Here is a 12828-nt window from a genome sequence, read left to right as displayed (position 1 = left end):
GCCTTCCACCTCTCGTTGCCCAGCAGCCAGTCAAAAGAGTTGGTCTGCAGAGCAAGGAGGTCCGGGACTTCGAGCGGCTCCTTGATGCGCGCGAAAGAAACGCGACGGGGACCAGAGGGTACGGCGGAGGGGTTGCGCGAGGCTGCCAACAGATGTCCTTCCGAGGGCTCGCGACGGACTGACGGCACGCACGCCGGACGACATCACAGCCGATGCGAGGGAGGGACGTCGAGGGCAAGCGCGAAAGGGCAGCATAAATCAATGTGCAGACAAATGTCCACACCTATATTGATTGTCAACCTCGATCCCGTAATCAGGATCGCATGCCCACATGGAAATCGTCAAGCCGCACTCACAAAAGTCACTTGAGGGGGGTCCTGAACTTCTGCTCGGCCGGGTGCGCACCCATCCCGGAGACCACCTCCAGGCGGCGCGCGAGCCCGGTGCGTTTGCTTTGATCGAGCGGTGGATGACAGCGGTGAGCTAAAGCATGAGGAGTTGCAGGTCGGACGCTCGGGGCGTTTCGAGGGTGTCCATTACCTGCACTGGGAGTGGACCCGGTTGGAATTGGTGGTCCGTTCGCGTTGGCGTCGTCGTCGGGTGCTGTGTCAACTGGAGTCCGAGGCGGTGCCGTGGCCGGACCTGATCGAACAGGCGCGGGAGCCGGGTCGGCGCGCCTACGCGCGGTTCAAGGTCGTGGTCGAGGCGGACATCGTGGACCACGGCCACTTCGGCCATAAGGGCACTCTGCGTTGGCGGTTGTCGGTGCGCCGCTGGGTGTCGGTCGAACGGTTGCCCTAAAGCCGGCGGGGCTGTCAGGGCCGGGGTGGCGGTGTGGAACGTGCGACGCGGAATCCCACGTCGTCGATCCGGAAGGTCGGGTGGCTGCGTCGCCGCACCGACGCCCTACAGCTCCAGTGCTCGTCGGCCCATCCACCACCGCGCAGCACCCGGTAGGTGCCGTACACCTCGGCGTCGTAGACGTCCCAGCACCAGTCCCACGCGTTGCCCAGCATGTCGTACAGGCCCCAGGCGTTGGGTCGCTTGTCACCGACAGGGTGGATCCGCCCACCCGAGTTGCCCTGGTACCAGGCGATCTCATCAAGCTGGCCGTATCGCGGGCCGGTGGTGCCCGCACGGCAGGCATGCTCCCATTCGGCCTCGGTCGGCAGCCGGTACCCATCTGCGGAGGCGTCCCATTCGGGTGCCTCAGAATCGGCATGGAGGCGGTATGCGGGCGTCGCTCCCTCGCGCCGGGACAGCGCGTTGCAGAACCGGACCGCATCCCACCACGAGACGCCCTCAACGGGCAGCCGGTCACCTTGGGCGCTACTCGGTCGCTGACCGGTCACCTGCGCGTACCACGACTGCGTGACCGGGAACGCCGACATCTGGAACGGCGCGACCTCCACCGACCAGCTGGCCTGCGTCCGCCGGTCCGACAGGGTCACCCGTCCCGGCGGAACGGCGACCATTCCGCCTCCTGCCCCCGCGTCCACAACAGAGCACCCTACCGGCGTCCTTCCACCGCACTGACGATCTTCCGGAAGGGGGCGGGTGCGGCATGTCCGGGCCTGCTCGGGACGGCGGATGCGCCCCGACAGCCGGCCCTGGCGTCGATGCTCGGACCGAGCACCCGGCCACCGCACCCGACCACCGCACCAGCCGCCCGCCGAGTCGTCCGTCTCCGACGTCTCGGCCGGTACTGACGACGGCTCAGGGCGCGTTGTACTCGCCGGCGACGTCCAGGACCCAGGTGATGCCGAACCGGTCCTTCAGCATCCCGTAGAGGGGCGCCCACCCCGCGGGCGCCAGCGGTTGCAGGACGGTCGCGCCCTCGGAGAGCTTGCGCCAGTACCCGGTGATCTCCTCGGCCGTTTCGCCGCGGAGCGAAAGGAAGAACGCGTTCTCGCCCTGGTTCCACGGCGTGCGCGAAGGCACGTCGTAGGCCATCACGCGAAAGCCGTTTCCAGCGGCCACCTGGCCCCACATGACCTGGTCGGCTTCGGAGGGGTCCTCGACGTTTCCGGCTTCCTCGTAGGTGACCGCGACCATGTCCCCTCCGAACACGGACTGGTAGAACGTGAGCGCTTCGCGGGCGTCCCCTCGGAAGTTCAGGTGGGTCACGGCGTTGACGGACATGCTTGCTCCTTGTCCTTCGGTTTCTTTTGCCCGTGCGGTCTTCGCACCAGGCTTTCCGGTCGCGGCGCCGGTGGCGATCGGCTCGCCCGGCCCTGCTTCGTGATCACAGTCGCAGGGGAAGCGGCCAGGTCGTGGCCGCTTCTCGGGGCACCATGGCGGTCATGCCGAAGACTTCCGCGCGGTTGCTGCTGTTGTTGTCGCTGCTTCAGGCGCGCCGGGACTGGCCGGGGGCCCTGCTGGCCGAACGGCTGGACGTCAGCCCGCGCACCGTGCGCCGCGATGTCGACCGCCTGCGCGAGCTCGGCTATCCCATCGCGGCCTTCAAGGGGCCTGAGGGCGGGTATCGGCTCGACGCCGGCGCGGAACTGCCTCCGTTGCTGTTCGACGACGAGCAGGCCGTCGCCCTGGCGGTGGCGCTCCAGATCGCCACCGTCTCCGGTGCCGGCGTCGAGGAGGGCGCGGCGCGCGCGCTGAACACCGTCCGGCAGGTCATGCCCGCACGCCTGCGCCGTCGTGTCGACGCGCTCCGGGTCACCGCCGTCGAGCGGCCCGCGTCCCGGCCGGTCCCGCAGGTCGACAGCGGCGTGCTCGTGGCGCTCGGTGCCGCCGTTCACGCCCGTGAAGTGCTGCGGTTCGATTACCGCGCGTCCCTACCGGGGGCGGACGACGGTGGCGTGCCGGTCCCTCCGCGCCGGGTGCAGCCGCACCATCTCGTCACCTGGGACGGACGCTGGTACCTGGTCGCGTGGGATCTCGACCGCGAGGACTGGCGCACCTTCCGAGCCGATCGGATCATCCCGCGCTCCCCCACGGGCCCCCGCTTCACCCCGCGCGAGTTGCCCGGAGGCGAGGTGGCGGCCTTCGTGACCGGCAGGTTCCGGGGCTCCGACGGCTCCGGCGACTGGCCCTGCCGCGGCGAGGTCGTCCTCGGCCTCCCCGCCGCCGCCGTGTCCCCTCACCTCCGCGACGGAGTCGTCGAGGAACTGGGGCCGGACCGCTGCCGGCTCGTCCTGGGCTCGTGGTCGTGGGCCGGTCTGGCCGCCGCCATCGGAAGGTTCGACGCCGACATCGAGGTCGTGGGCCCGGCCGAGCTCAAGGACGCCTTCGCGTCCCTGGCCCGCCGCTACGCCGACGCCGCCACCGGCGCGCCCGGTCCAGCCGATGGGTAGCACGAAGATCTGGGGCGGTGCGGCCGGAGCCGACGGAGCAGAGGAGTCCGCTCGCGCCGCACCCACCCCCTTTTCCCCCGGGCGACGAGAGCGTAGGGCGCTTCCCGCGAGGTACCCGAGATCGACGGCGGCCGGCCCGGTGCGGACGGTCCGTCCGATGCGCGCCGCCCATCAGTGCGGGCGGCGACGAGGACGCCGAACGCGGCGGCCGGACGGCGGGTTCTTCAGCCTGGTTCCGGCCGTCGCGTTCGGCGTCTCGGTGATGTCCTGGTCCCGCGCGGACGAGGGCGGCTTCCGAAATCCGCGGTCCCGGGCGCCGCGTGGAGATGTCCCCGAGGTCCTTCGTTCCTTCGCCGTGAAGAGGGGCGCTCCCCGCACGCGGGGCTCTCGGACGGCCGGAGCCGCTGAGCGGTGAGGTCCCGCCGGTGAGGTTTCCGAAGGCGGGGGCTCAGAGGAACAGATCGAGGGCACGCTCGACCAGGCGGAGGACGTCCTCGTCCTCCTCGTCCGTCTCCTCCTCGTCCTCCAGTTCAGCGTCGCTGGTCTGGTCGCGAGTGGTGTCGTCCGGCTTGGGACCGGTCTCCTCCGGGCCGTTGGAGGCCTTGCTCGGGTCGTGCTGGGGCGTGTCCAGGCCGCGGTCAGGGCCGCCCAGACCGCGGTTGATCCCGTCCAGGGTCTGGTGCAGGGGCCTGTGCACTCCCTCCACCAGGGTGGACATGCACTTCACCTGCTTCTCGTCAACGGCGGGCAGCTCCACCTTCATCGTCCGGTGGAGGTCCTCGGGAAACGTGGAACACAGCTCCAGCGAGGTGGATGGGTCGGCGGAATCGGCGGCCGCCGGCGCGCTCAGCGCGCCGAGCGCCATGGCCGTCGCGGCCGCCGTGATTCCTGCTGTCCTGGCGACCTGGCCCGTCAGGGCCGGTTTGATCACACTCATGGGTACCTCCGGTGATCGACGTTCGTGCCGCCACCATAGATGATCATGCGCGATCGATTGATCACTCTCCGTATCGACGGCGTGTTGTCGTCCGGTGGGCGGTTCGCGCCCTCGCAGCAACCTCACGACCAGGCCCTTTCGGGACGGGCTCCGCCTCGGGCGCGGCCCCCCGGCCCCGGTCCGGCACCGCGGCGAACATCATGCGGTCACCGCCATGTCGCGGGGCTTCCCGAACCTTTGGGCCGGTGTCACCGTGCCCGGCTGCCCGGAGCCCCGTGCCCTCGCCCCTCGCGGAGGGGGCGCGGGCCTGGGCGGGGTCGCCGTCCTCACCCATCTCCCGGGCCGTCCTGCTGAGCGGGCAATGAGCCGGGGCGGCGGCGCGTCCCGCGCGGTGGCCGACCACTACCGGGTCAGCGAGTCCAGGAGCTCCCGGCCGCGTGGCCATGAGCCCAGGCCGCTGGCGGAGTTCAGGTGCCCGCACGCGCCGGCCAGATGCCATCGCGCCTTCCATCGGGCCGCGAGGCCGCGGGCCGTCCCGGGGGTGCAGTACGGGTCGTTGGCGCTGCCCACCACCAGGGCCGGGCACGGCAACGGCTGTGCGGACACCTCGGCGAACGTCGCGGCCGCCTCGCGCGGGAACGCCGGTCCCTGCGGGTCGGGCGGCGCGACCAGGAACGCGCCCGCCGGGTTCGACGGGCCGGTGTTCAGCCAGGTGGACGCCGCCCAGCAGCCCAGGCTGTGGGCCACCAGCACGACCGGGCCGTCCCGCCGGGAGGCATCGTCGTACGCCCTCTGCACGGCGCCGACCCAGTCGTCGAGATCGGGGGCGGACCACGAGGCGGGGGCGATCCTGACCGCCGCGGCGCCCCACCGCCGCTCCCACAGGGTCTGCCAGTGCCGTTCGTCGGAGCCGTCGATGCCGGGGATGATGAGGTACGCGACCATGGCCTGCCACCGTTTCCCTCGCCGCCCCCGGCGGTTCCGGGGACGCCTGGCGCAGATTGTGCGGGAAGCGGCGGAACGGTGACAGCGGCGCAAGTGATCTCAAAGAAGATGGTGCGGACAACGATGGAATCACTCGACCGGATCGACCGGGACATCCTCGCCCTGCTCCAGGCCGAGGGCCGGTTGACCGGCGCCGAGGTGGGCCGCCGCGTCGGGCTCTCGCAGCCCGCGGCCGGCGCGCGCATCCAGCGGCTGGAGAGGAGCGGCGTCATCACCGGCTACAGGGCCGTCGTCGATCCGGTGGCGCTCGGTCTGAACATTCACGCGGTCGTCCGGCTGCGCACCACGCACGCCCGGCTCGCCCCCGCCCTGGACTTCGCTTCCCAGACCCCCGAGGTCGCCTCCGTCCTGCGGGTCACCGGGGAGGACTGCCTCATCTTCGAGGTCCACTGTCCGCAGGCGGGACGGCTTGAGGAGGTCGTCGACGTGCTGGCCCGTTACGGCCCGGTCACCACGTCGCTCGTGCTGCGCGCCTATCCCCGGAAGCCGCTGACCGGCATCACTGAAGCGGCCGGACGACCGACCTGAGCCGGAGCGGACGGAGCGGTGATGCGGCCCGCTCTCCAGAGCCGCTCCGGCACAGCCCAGCACTCCACCGCCTCTCCCTCGCGGGTTCGGATCCGGTGCACCGCGACGGTCTGCGCGTCCCTGAGGGTGTCCTAGTTGATCGCGGTGTCGTCCAGTGACTCCAGGAGGCCGCGCAGCAGGCCGGTCAGCAGGTCCCGTTCCGGTGGGGCCAGCGTGGCGAGCAGGCGCGTCTCGTTCGCCACGTGCGGCTCCAGGATCTCGTCGACCAGCGCGCGGCCCTCGTCGGTCAGGCGGACGCGCACGGAACGCCGGTCCTCCTCGTCGGGCACGCGTTCGACGAGTCCCCGGGCCGCCAGCCGGTCGATCCGGTTGGTGATGGCGCCGGAGGTCACCATGGCGGCCCGGTTGAGCGCGCCCGCCGTCAGCGCGTAGGGCGGCCCGGCCCGGCGGAGGGTGGCCAGCACGTCGAACTCCCAGCGTTCCAGGCCGTACCCGGCGAAGAAGTCCTTCAGCTCCCGGTCCAGGAGCCGGGACAGCCGGGTGATCCGCCCGACGACCCCCATGGGCCAGACGTCGATGTCGGGGCGTTCCTTCTGCCACTGGGCGAGGATCTGATCCACCGCGTCGCTCATCGGCGGCCTCTCTCGGCGTGAACAATCTCAACGTTGACCAACTTGACGGTGAGCATACTCCCATGCTGGTATCTCAATGTTGAGATTCTTAATGAGGAGTGATCTGTTGGCCGTCTTCAAGGCCCGGCGCGGCGGTCCCCCGCCGAACGTCCGCGACCTGGCCCTCACCGCGCTCGCCCCGCTCACGTGGGGGTCGACCTACGCCGTCACCACCGAGTTCCTGCCGCCGGGGCGTCCGCTGTTCACCGCGGTGATGCGGGTGCTGCCGGCGGGTCTGGCGCTGTTCGCCGTCACGCGGGTCCTCCCGCGCGGCGCGTGGCTGTGGCGCTCGGCGGTGCTCGGCGCGCTGAACATCGGGGCGTTCACCCCGCTGCTGTTCCTGGCCGCCTACCGGCTGCCCGGCGGGGTCGCGGCGGTGCTCGCCGCGGTCGGTCCGCTGTTCGCGCTGGCGTTCGCGGCCCTGCTGCTCGCCGAACGGCCGACCGCGCGCGGGCTGCTGGCCGGTCTCACGGGGCTGGCCGGGGTGGCGCTCGTGGTCCTGCGCGCCGACGCGCGGCTCGACACCGTCGGCGTGCTCGCCGGGCTGGCCGGGGCCGCGCTGCTGTCGGCGGGCACCGTGCTCACCAAGCGCTGGGGCCGTCCCGAGGGGGTGGGCCCGCTGGCCTTCACCGCCTGGCAACTGACCGCCGGCGGGCTGCTGCTCGTCCCGGTCGCCCTGCTCGCCGAGGGCGCGCCCCCCGCCCTGGACGGACGCGCCGTCGGCGGCTACCTGTACCTCGGAGCGATCGGTACGGCCGCCGCGTACTGGCTGTGGTTCCGGGGCATCTCCCGCCTGCCCGCCACCTCGGTGGCCTTCCTGCTGCTGCTCAGCCCGCTGTCGGCGGCCGTCATCGGCTGGGCCGCGCTCGGCCAGGCCCTGACCCCGCTGCAACTGCTCGGCATGGCCCTCGCCCTCGGCGGCACCCTGGCCGGCCAGCGCCCGGCCCGGCCGCGCCCCCGACCGCGCCCCCGGCCGCCGGGCCCGGACACCCCGACCACCGCGGGCACTCTCGTCACGACACCGAGGAGTTCATGATCATGCGTATCACCGTGTTCGGAGCGGCCGGCGGCGTCGGCGCCCGGGTGGTGGCCGAGGCGCTGTCGCGCGGCCACCGGGTCACCGCCGTCGTACGGGACCCGGCCCGGTTCCGGGAACTGCCCGCCGCGGCCCTCCACCGCACCGGCGACGCGCGCGACCCCGGGCAGGTGGCCGCACTCGCCGCCGGCCAGGACGTGGTGATCACCGCGACCCGGCCGGTGCCGGGCCGGGAGCACGAGCTGGCCATGGCCACCAGGGCGCTGCTGGCCGGGCTGGCCGGGACCGGCGTGCGGCTGCTCGTCGTCGGCGGCGCCGCGACCCTGACCGTCCCCGGCGGGAACGGCATGACGGTGGTCGAGGACCCGGCGCTCCCGGCCGAGATCCGCGACATCGCGCTCGCGTGCGCCGACCAGCACGCGGTCTGCCGCGCCGAGACCGAGGTGGACTGGGCCTACCTGAGCCCCCCGGCGCTGCTGAAACCCGGCGAGCGCACCGGCGCCTACCGGCTGGGAACCGACGAGCTGCTCCTCGACGCCCGGGGCCAGTCCCGGATCTCCATCGAGGACTTCGCGGTCGCCCTGCTGGACGAGGCCGAGCGGCCCCGGCACCACCGGACCCGGTTCACGGTCGCCTACTGACCCCCTACCAACCCCCTACCGACCTCGCGGAACAAAGGAGAACGCATCATGCGACGCCAGAAGGCGACGGCCGTGCTGGTGCTCGGGCTGGTCGCCACGGTGAGCGCACCGGCGCGGGCGGCCGTCGACCCTCCCGCCCCCGACCGGCACACCCCCGGCCCGCGACCCGGCCCGGCGGTCGCGCCGGCCACGATCCGGCTTCCGAACGGGTTCCGCCCCGAGGGCATCGCGATCGGGCCCGGCCCGGTGGCCTACTTCGGCTCCATGGCCGACGGCTCCCTCTACCGCGCCGACCTGCGCACCGGACGCGGCGCGATCTTCAGTCGCGGGCCCGGCACCCCGTCCCTCGGGATGAGGACCGACGGGCGCGGGCGGCTGTTCGTGGCGGGCGGCACGGGCGGTGACGCGCGGGTCGTCGACGTCCGCACCGGCCGGGTGCTGGCCTCCTACCGGCTGGCCACCGGCCCGGCGTTCGTCAACGACGTCATCATCGCCCGGGGCGCGGTGTGGATCACCGACTCCACCAACCCGGTGCTCTACAAGCTGCCGCTGCGCGGGGGACGGCTGCCCGCCGCCGCGGTGCGGATCCCGCTGACCGGCGACCTGGTGTACGGCCCCGGCTTCAACGCCAACGGCATCACGCCGACCCCGGACGGCCGGGGCCTGCTCGTCGTGCAGTCCAACACCGGCGGGCTGTTCCGCGTCGACCCGGCGACCGGCGCGACCCGCCGGGTGGACCTGCGCGGCGAGTCGCTGCCGGAAGGCGATGGCCTGTTGCTGCGCGGCCGGACGCTGTTCGCGGTGCAGAACCGGCGCAACGTCGTGGCCGTCCTGCGACTGAACGCGACGGGGACCGAGGGACGCGTCGTCCGGCGGGTGGGCGATGACCGGTTCGACGTGCCGGCGACCGTGGCCGCGTTCGGCTCCCGGCTGTACCTCCCCAACGCCCGTTTCGACGCGCCGGACCCCCGGCGCACGTGGTACAACGCCGTCGCCATCCCCGAGCCTGAGCGGTGACCGGCCCGCGGGGGTCTTCCCGGTCCCCGCCCGGCGCCGGTCTCATCGGCGGGTGAGGCGGTTCCGGACGGCGTAGACGGCGGCGCCGAGGGCGATGACCGCGGCGCCGGTGAGGATCGACGGCCGGGGCAGGGTGAAGGCCAGCAGCAGGCAGCCGAGCAGTCCGACGGCGGGGATCGCTCGCGGCGGCCGGTTCTCGGCGGGGGTCAGGGTCCAGGCCGAGGCGTTGGCGATGGCGTAGTAGAGCAGGACGCCGAAGGAGGAGAACCCGATCGCCGAACGCAGGTCGGCGGTCGCAGCGGCGACGGCGACGACCGCTCCGACGGCCAGTTCGGCGCGGTGGGGGACCTGGAAACGGGGGTGCACCGCGGCCAGCGCGTGCGGCAGGTGCCGGTCGCGGGCCATGGCCAGGGTCGTGCGGGACACCCCGAGGATCAGCGCGAGCAGCGACCCCAGCGCGGCGACCGCCGCCGCGACGCGGACGGCCGGTCGCAGGGGGCCGAGGCCGGTGGCGTGCGCCAGGTCCGACAGCGGCGCCGTCGCCGCGGCCAGCCGTTGCGGGCCCAGCACGCCCAGCGCGGCCACCGCGACCGCGGCGTACACCACCAGGGTGATCGCCAGCGCGAGCGGGATCGCCCGGGGAAGGGTGCGTGCCGGGTCGCGGACCTCCTCGCCCAGGGTGGCGATGCGCGCGTATCCGGCGAAGGCGAAGAACAGCAGCCCGGCGGCCTGCAGGACGCCGGTGGCGGTGGCACCGGTGCCGATCTCCAGGCGGGTCCAGTCGGCCTCGCCGGTGGTGAACGACGCGACGGGGACGGCGGCGAGGACCGCGAGGACCACGGCGACGATGGCCCGGGTCAGCCGGGCCGACTTCTGCACGCCGCTGTAGTTCACCGCGGTCAGCAGCACCACCGCTCCCACCGCGACGGCGTGCGCGTGCCCGGGCCAGAGGTAGGTGCCGACGGTCAGCGCCATCGCGGCGCAGGAGGCGGTCTTGCCGACCACGAAGCTCCAGCCCGCCAGATAACCCCAGAACGGGCCCAGGCGCTCGCGGCCGTAGACGTAGGTTCCCCCCGAGGCGGGGTAGCGGGCCGCCAGCCGCGCCGAGGAGGTCGCGTTGCAGTAGGCGACCACCGCCGCGATCGCCAGCCCGAGCAGCAGTCCCGACCCGGCCGCGCGCGCGGCGGGCGCGAACGCGGCGAAGACCCCCGCGCCGATCATCGAGCCCAGCCCGATGACGACGGCGTCGGCGAGGCCGAGCCGCCGGCTCAGCGCGGGCGGAGCGCTCGCCGTCCCGTTCGGTCCGGCCGAGACGTTCTTGGTCAAGGGGGGCTCCTCACAGCGTGCGTTCTCGGGGCGGACGGGAACGCCGCGACGAGCGCCGGGGCGCCGGTCGTCCGCTGGGCGGCCTGTCGGCATGGGGGGTGTCAGCGGGGCGCGGGCTGGAACAGCTCGACGAGGTTGCCGGCGGGGTCGGCGATCAGGATCTGGCGTCCGCCGGGGCCGGACACCGGCTCGCTTCGGAAGGTCAGCCCGGCGTCGCGCAGGCGGTCGATCTCGGCGTCGAGGTCGTCGACGACGAGGTGGATGCGGTTGCGGCCGGCGGTGGCGGCGTCGTCGGGCGTGGCGCGGGCGCCGGAGGAGGCCGGCCCCGACAGCAGCAGCCGCAGCGCGCCGCGCCTGACGTCGGCGAAGGCGGGCGTGGCGTCGAAGGCGACGGTGAAGCCGAGGTGGGTGGTGTAGAAGTCGACGGCTGCCCGCACGTCCTCGGTGAGGTAGCGGACGCCGGCCGGCTCGTTGGTCGGGGTCGTCATGGTCAGCCCTCCTTGTCGCGGTCACAGGGGCAGGAATGCGATACGGGTGTCGAGTTCCTTTGCGACACGCCGGAACTCCGGGTAGGTCGCGCGGTCGGTGTCCCCGGCGGCGGACGGGTCGGGCAGGCTCCAGTGCGCGGTGGCGGCCGGTCCGTGGTCACGAGGGATCTCGCGGATCCTGTCGCACAGGGTGATCACGTGGTCGAAGCGCCGTCCGGTGAGCGCGTCCAGTGACCGCGGCCGCCGGGGTTCGAGGTCGATGCCGTAGTCCTCGCGCAGGACCCGCACCGCGTTCGGATGCAGCCGCGGCGCGGGGTGGCTGCCCGCGCTGGCGACCCGGACGCCCGCGACGCGGTGCCGCAGCAGCGCCTCGGCCATCGGGGAACGCGCGCTGTTGCCGGTGCACAGGAACAGCACCGAGCCCTTTTTCGCCACCGCGCGGTTCGCGGGCGCCAGCGCCGGGTGCAGGGCGGCGGCCGCGTCGCCGAACGCGCTCGCGCAGCGGGCCAGGTCGAGGTGGTAGTAGGTGTCGCGGCCGTCGAAGTTGCTGCGGCGCGCGGTGACCAGCCCGGCCTTGCGCAGCAGCCGCAGGTGGTAGGAGACCAGGTTCTGTGGTTCGCCGACGGCGGCGGCCAGCTCCCGTACCCGCCGATCGCTGGACGCCAGCCCGGTCATCAGGGCCCAGCGCAGCGGGTGCGCCGCCATGCGCATCAGCAGCGGGATCGGCACTCGGTCGGGCGTCCTCACCTCCATCACATTACATCAAGCCAATTTGATTCAAAATAGTTTGATGTGTTTTCGGGCGGTGGCCGCCGGTGGCGCTACGCTGCTGTGTCGTGCAGGAGACGCGCCTCGACACCGCCCGGATCCGGGCGGCCCGCCAGATGATCGATCCGCTCTTCCTCGACACCCCGCTGTACCTCTGCGAGGCGCTGGAGCCCGACCTCGGGTGCGCGGTGAGCATCAAGCTGGAAACGGCGAACCCGGTCCGCAGTTTCAAGGCCCGCGGCACCGAGGTGGTCACCGGCCTGCTCGCCGCCAACGGCTCGCGGGCCGCGGTGTGCGCCAGCGCGGGCAACCTCGGCCAGGCCCTGGCCTGGTCCGGCCGCGACCGGGGTCTCGACATCACCGTCGTGGCGTCCCGCTTCGCGCCGGCGGCCAAGCTGGAGCGCATCCGCGCGTTGGGCGCCGGGTTGGAGCTGGTGGACGGCGACTTCGACATGGCCCGCGAGCGGGCGGCGGACATCGCGCGGCACGAGGGCGTCCGGCTGGTCGAGGACAGCCTGGACATCGAGACCTGCGAGGGCGCGGCGACCATCGGCCTGGAACTGGTGGACGCCGCGCCCTCGTTCGACGCCGTCCTGGTCGCCCTCGGCGGCGGGGCGCTGGCCACCGGCGTGGGGCATGTGGTGAAGGCCCTGGCCCCCGGGGTCGAGGTGATCTGCGTCCAGCCGCTGGGCGCACCGGCGATGACGCGCTCGTGGCGTCAGCGGCGCGTCGTCACCACCGACTCGACCGACACCATCGCCGACGGCGTCGCCGGCCGGCGTCCCATCCCGGCGGTCCTGGACGACCTCCTGCTGGTGGCCGACGACGCCGTGCTGGTCCAGGAGGCGTCGATCATCGCCGGTATGCGGATGCTCCTCGACCGCGCGGGCCTCGTCGTCGAACCGTCGGCCGCGCTCGGCGTCGCGGCGATCCTGGAGGACCGTGACCGCTTCGCCGGCCGGCACGTGGCCACCATCGTGTGCGGCGGCAACGTCGACATCGACGCCTATCACCGCTGGATCGGCGCGGCCCCCCTCCGCGAACCCTGAGGCTTGCCCCTCGCCGACGCCGGCCGTCCCGTCGGCCGGGCGTCGGACGTG

Annotated in this window: 15 protein-coding genes; 7 read left to right on the top strand and 8 right to left on the bottom strand. The window is 73.1% G+C overall.

The window, feature by feature from the left end:
• The first annotated feature begins 465 nt into the window (after positions 1-465).
• The gene (locus tag HNR61_RS38965) at positions 466-801 is read left to right on the top strand and encodes a hypothetical protein (RefSeq protein WP_182848164.1); all 336 of its coding nucleotides are present in this window, start codon (positions 466-468) and stop codon (positions 799-801) included.
• Positions 802-815: 14 nt separating this feature from the next.
• On the opposite strand, the gene HNR61_RS38960 is transcribed toward HNR61_RS38965, so the two are convergent.
• Positions 816-1475, bottom strand: coding sequence for a formylglycine-generating enzyme family protein (locus HNR61_RS38960; protein ID WP_182848163.1), 660 nt, complete (start codon positions 1473-1475; stop codon positions 816-818).
• Positions 1476-1716: 241 nt separating this feature from the next.
• Positions 1717-2142: a VOC family protein gene (locus HNR61_RS38955; protein WP_182848162.1), complete on the bottom strand. Its 426-nt coding sequence runs from the start codon at positions 2140-2142 to the stop codon at positions 1717-1719.
• A gap of 161 nt (positions 2143-2303) precedes the next feature.
• Here HNR61_RS38955 and HNR61_RS38950 point away from each other — a divergent pair, with 161 nt between their 5' ends.
• Positions 2304-3311, top strand: coding sequence for a helix-turn-helix transcriptional regulator (locus HNR61_RS38950; protein ID WP_182848161.1), 1008 nt, complete (start codon positions 2304-2306; stop codon positions 3309-3311).
• A 448-nt stretch (positions 3312-3759) separates the two neighbouring features.
• Here the strand turns inward: HNR61_RS38950 and HNR61_RS38945 are convergent, their stop codons facing one another.
• Entirely contained in the window at positions 3760-4248 is a 489-nt protein-coding gene (locus tag HNR61_RS38945) for a hypothetical protein (RefSeq protein ID WP_182848160.1), read from the bottom strand.
• Between the two features lie 402 nt (positions 4249-4650).
• Complete coding sequence (locus tag HNR61_RS38940) at positions 4651-5193, bottom strand: RBBP9/YdeN family alpha/beta hydrolase (RefSeq protein ID WP_182848159.1); 543 nt, start codon at positions 5191-5193, stop codon at positions 4651-4653.
• Between the two features lie 123 nt (positions 5194-5316).
• On the opposite strand from HNR61_RS38940, the gene HNR61_RS38935 reads away from it, so the two are divergent.
• Complete coding sequence (locus HNR61_RS38935; protein WP_182848158.1) at positions 5317-5781, top strand: Lrp/AsnC family transcriptional regulator; 465 nt, start codon at positions 5317-5319, stop codon at positions 5779-5781.
• A gap of 131 nt (positions 5782-5912) precedes the next feature.
• Here HNR61_RS38935 and HNR61_RS38930 read toward each other — a convergent pair whose 3' ends face one another.
• The gene (locus tag HNR61_RS38930) at positions 5913-6413 is read right to left on the bottom strand and encodes a MarR family winged helix-turn-helix transcriptional regulator (protein WP_182848157.1); all 501 of its coding nucleotides are present in this window, start codon (positions 6411-6413) and stop codon (positions 5913-5915) included.
• Between the two features lie 106 nt (positions 6414-6519).
• Here HNR61_RS38930 and HNR61_RS38925 point away from each other — a divergent pair, with 106 nt between their 5' ends.
• From HNR61_RS38925 to HNR61_RS38915, 3 genes are read left to right on the top strand one after another with little or no spacing between them, the layout of a single operon-like run.
• Positions 6520-7488 carry an EamA family transporter gene (locus HNR61_RS38925; protein ID WP_246444734.1) on the top strand — a complete coding sequence of 323 codons (969 nt, stop codon included), beginning with the start codon at positions 6520-6522 and terminating at the stop codon, positions 7486-7488.
• Positions 7489-7490: 2 nt separating this feature from the next.
• Positions 7491-8129, top strand: coding sequence for an NAD(P)-dependent oxidoreductase (locus tag HNR61_RS38920; protein WP_182848155.1), 639 nt, complete (start codon positions 7491-7493; stop codon positions 8127-8129).
• 48 nt (positions 8130-8177) lie between these two features.
• Complete coding sequence (locus HNR61_RS38915) at positions 8178-9146, top strand: NHL repeat-containing protein (RefSeq protein ID WP_182848154.1); 969 nt, start codon at positions 8178-8180, stop codon at positions 9144-9146.
• A 42-nt stretch (positions 9147-9188) separates the two neighbouring features.
• Here the strand turns inward: HNR61_RS38915 and HNR61_RS38910 are convergent, their stop codons facing one another.
• The 3 genes from HNR61_RS38910 to HNR61_RS49650 all read right to left on the bottom strand — a co-directional run bounded on the left by HNR61_RS38910 (position 9189) and on the right by HNR61_RS49650 (position 11707).
• On the bottom strand, positions 9189-10472 hold the full coding sequence (locus HNR61_RS38910) for an APC family permease (RefSeq protein WP_281400688.1): 1284 nt from the start codon (positions 10470-10472) through the stop codon (positions 9189-9191).
• A gap of 101 nt (positions 10473-10573) precedes the next feature.
• A complete protein-coding gene (locus HNR61_RS38905; RefSeq protein ID WP_182848152.1) occupies positions 10574-10960 on the bottom strand; it encodes a VOC family protein in 387 nt (128 codons plus the stop codon).
• A 21-nt stretch (positions 10961-10981) separates the two neighbouring features.
• Positions 10982-11707: an arsenate reductase/protein-tyrosine-phosphatase family protein gene (locus HNR61_RS49650; RefSeq protein WP_312898309.1), complete on the bottom strand. Its 726-nt coding sequence runs from the start codon at positions 11705-11707 to the stop codon at positions 10982-10984.
• A gap of 89 nt (positions 11708-11796) precedes the next feature.
• Here HNR61_RS49650 and HNR61_RS38895 point away from each other — a divergent pair, with 89 nt between their 5' ends.
• A complete protein-coding gene (locus HNR61_RS38895; RefSeq protein WP_182848151.1) occupies positions 11797-12777 on the top strand; it encodes a threonine ammonia-lyase in 981 nt (326 codons plus the stop codon).
• The last annotated feature ends 51 nt before the right edge of the window (positions 12778-12828 follow it).

The sequence above is a fragment of the Actinomadura kijaniata genome (assembly GCF_014138665.1).
In the GTDB taxonomy this organism is placed as follows: Bacteria; Actinomycetota; Actinomycetes; order Streptosporangiales; family Streptosporangiaceae; genus Spirillospora; species Spirillospora kijaniata.
Note: the sequence above shows the minus strand (reverse complement) of the source record. Positions and strands in the feature narration are given on the sequence as shown.

Coding starts and splice junctions, on each gene's coding strand:
- HNR61_RS38930 (WP_182848157.1), bottom strand. CDS start 6,413: ATGAGCGACGCGGTGGATCAGATCCTCGCCCAGTGGCAGAAGGAACGC.
- HNR61_RS38935 (WP_182848158.1), top strand. CDS start 5,317: ATGGAATCACTCGACCGGATCGACCGGGACATCCTCGCCCTGCTCCAG.
- HNR61_RS38920 (WP_182848155.1), top strand. CDS start 7,491: ATGCGTATCACCGTGTTCGGAGCGGCCGGCGGCGTCGGCGCCCGGGTG.
- HNR61_RS38960 (WP_182848163.1), bottom strand. CDS start 1,475: ATGGTCGCCGTTCCGCCGGGACGGGTGACCCTGTCGGACCGGCGGACG.
- HNR61_RS38950 (WP_182848161.1), top strand. CDS start 2,304: ATGCCGAAGACTTCCGCGCGGTTGCTGCTGTTGTTGTCGCTGCTTCAG.
- HNR61_RS38905 (WP_182848152.1), bottom strand. CDS start 10,960: ATGACGACCCCGACCAACGAGCCGGCCGGCGTCCGCTACCTCACCGAG.
- HNR61_RS38915 (WP_182848154.1), top strand. CDS start 8,178: ATGCGACGCCAGAAGGCGACGGCCGTGCTGGTGCTCGGGCTGGTCGCC.
- HNR61_RS38945 (WP_182848160.1), bottom strand. CDS start 4,248: ATGAGTGTGATCAAACCGGCCCTGACGGGCCAGGTCGCCAGGACAGCA.
- HNR61_RS38940 (WP_182848159.1), bottom strand. CDS start 5,193: ATGGTCGCGTACCTCATCATCCCCGGCATCGACGGCTCCGACGAACGG.
- HNR61_RS38955 (WP_182848162.1), bottom strand. CDS start 2,142: ATGTCCGTCAACGCCGTGACCCACCTGAACTTCCGAGGGGACGCCCGC.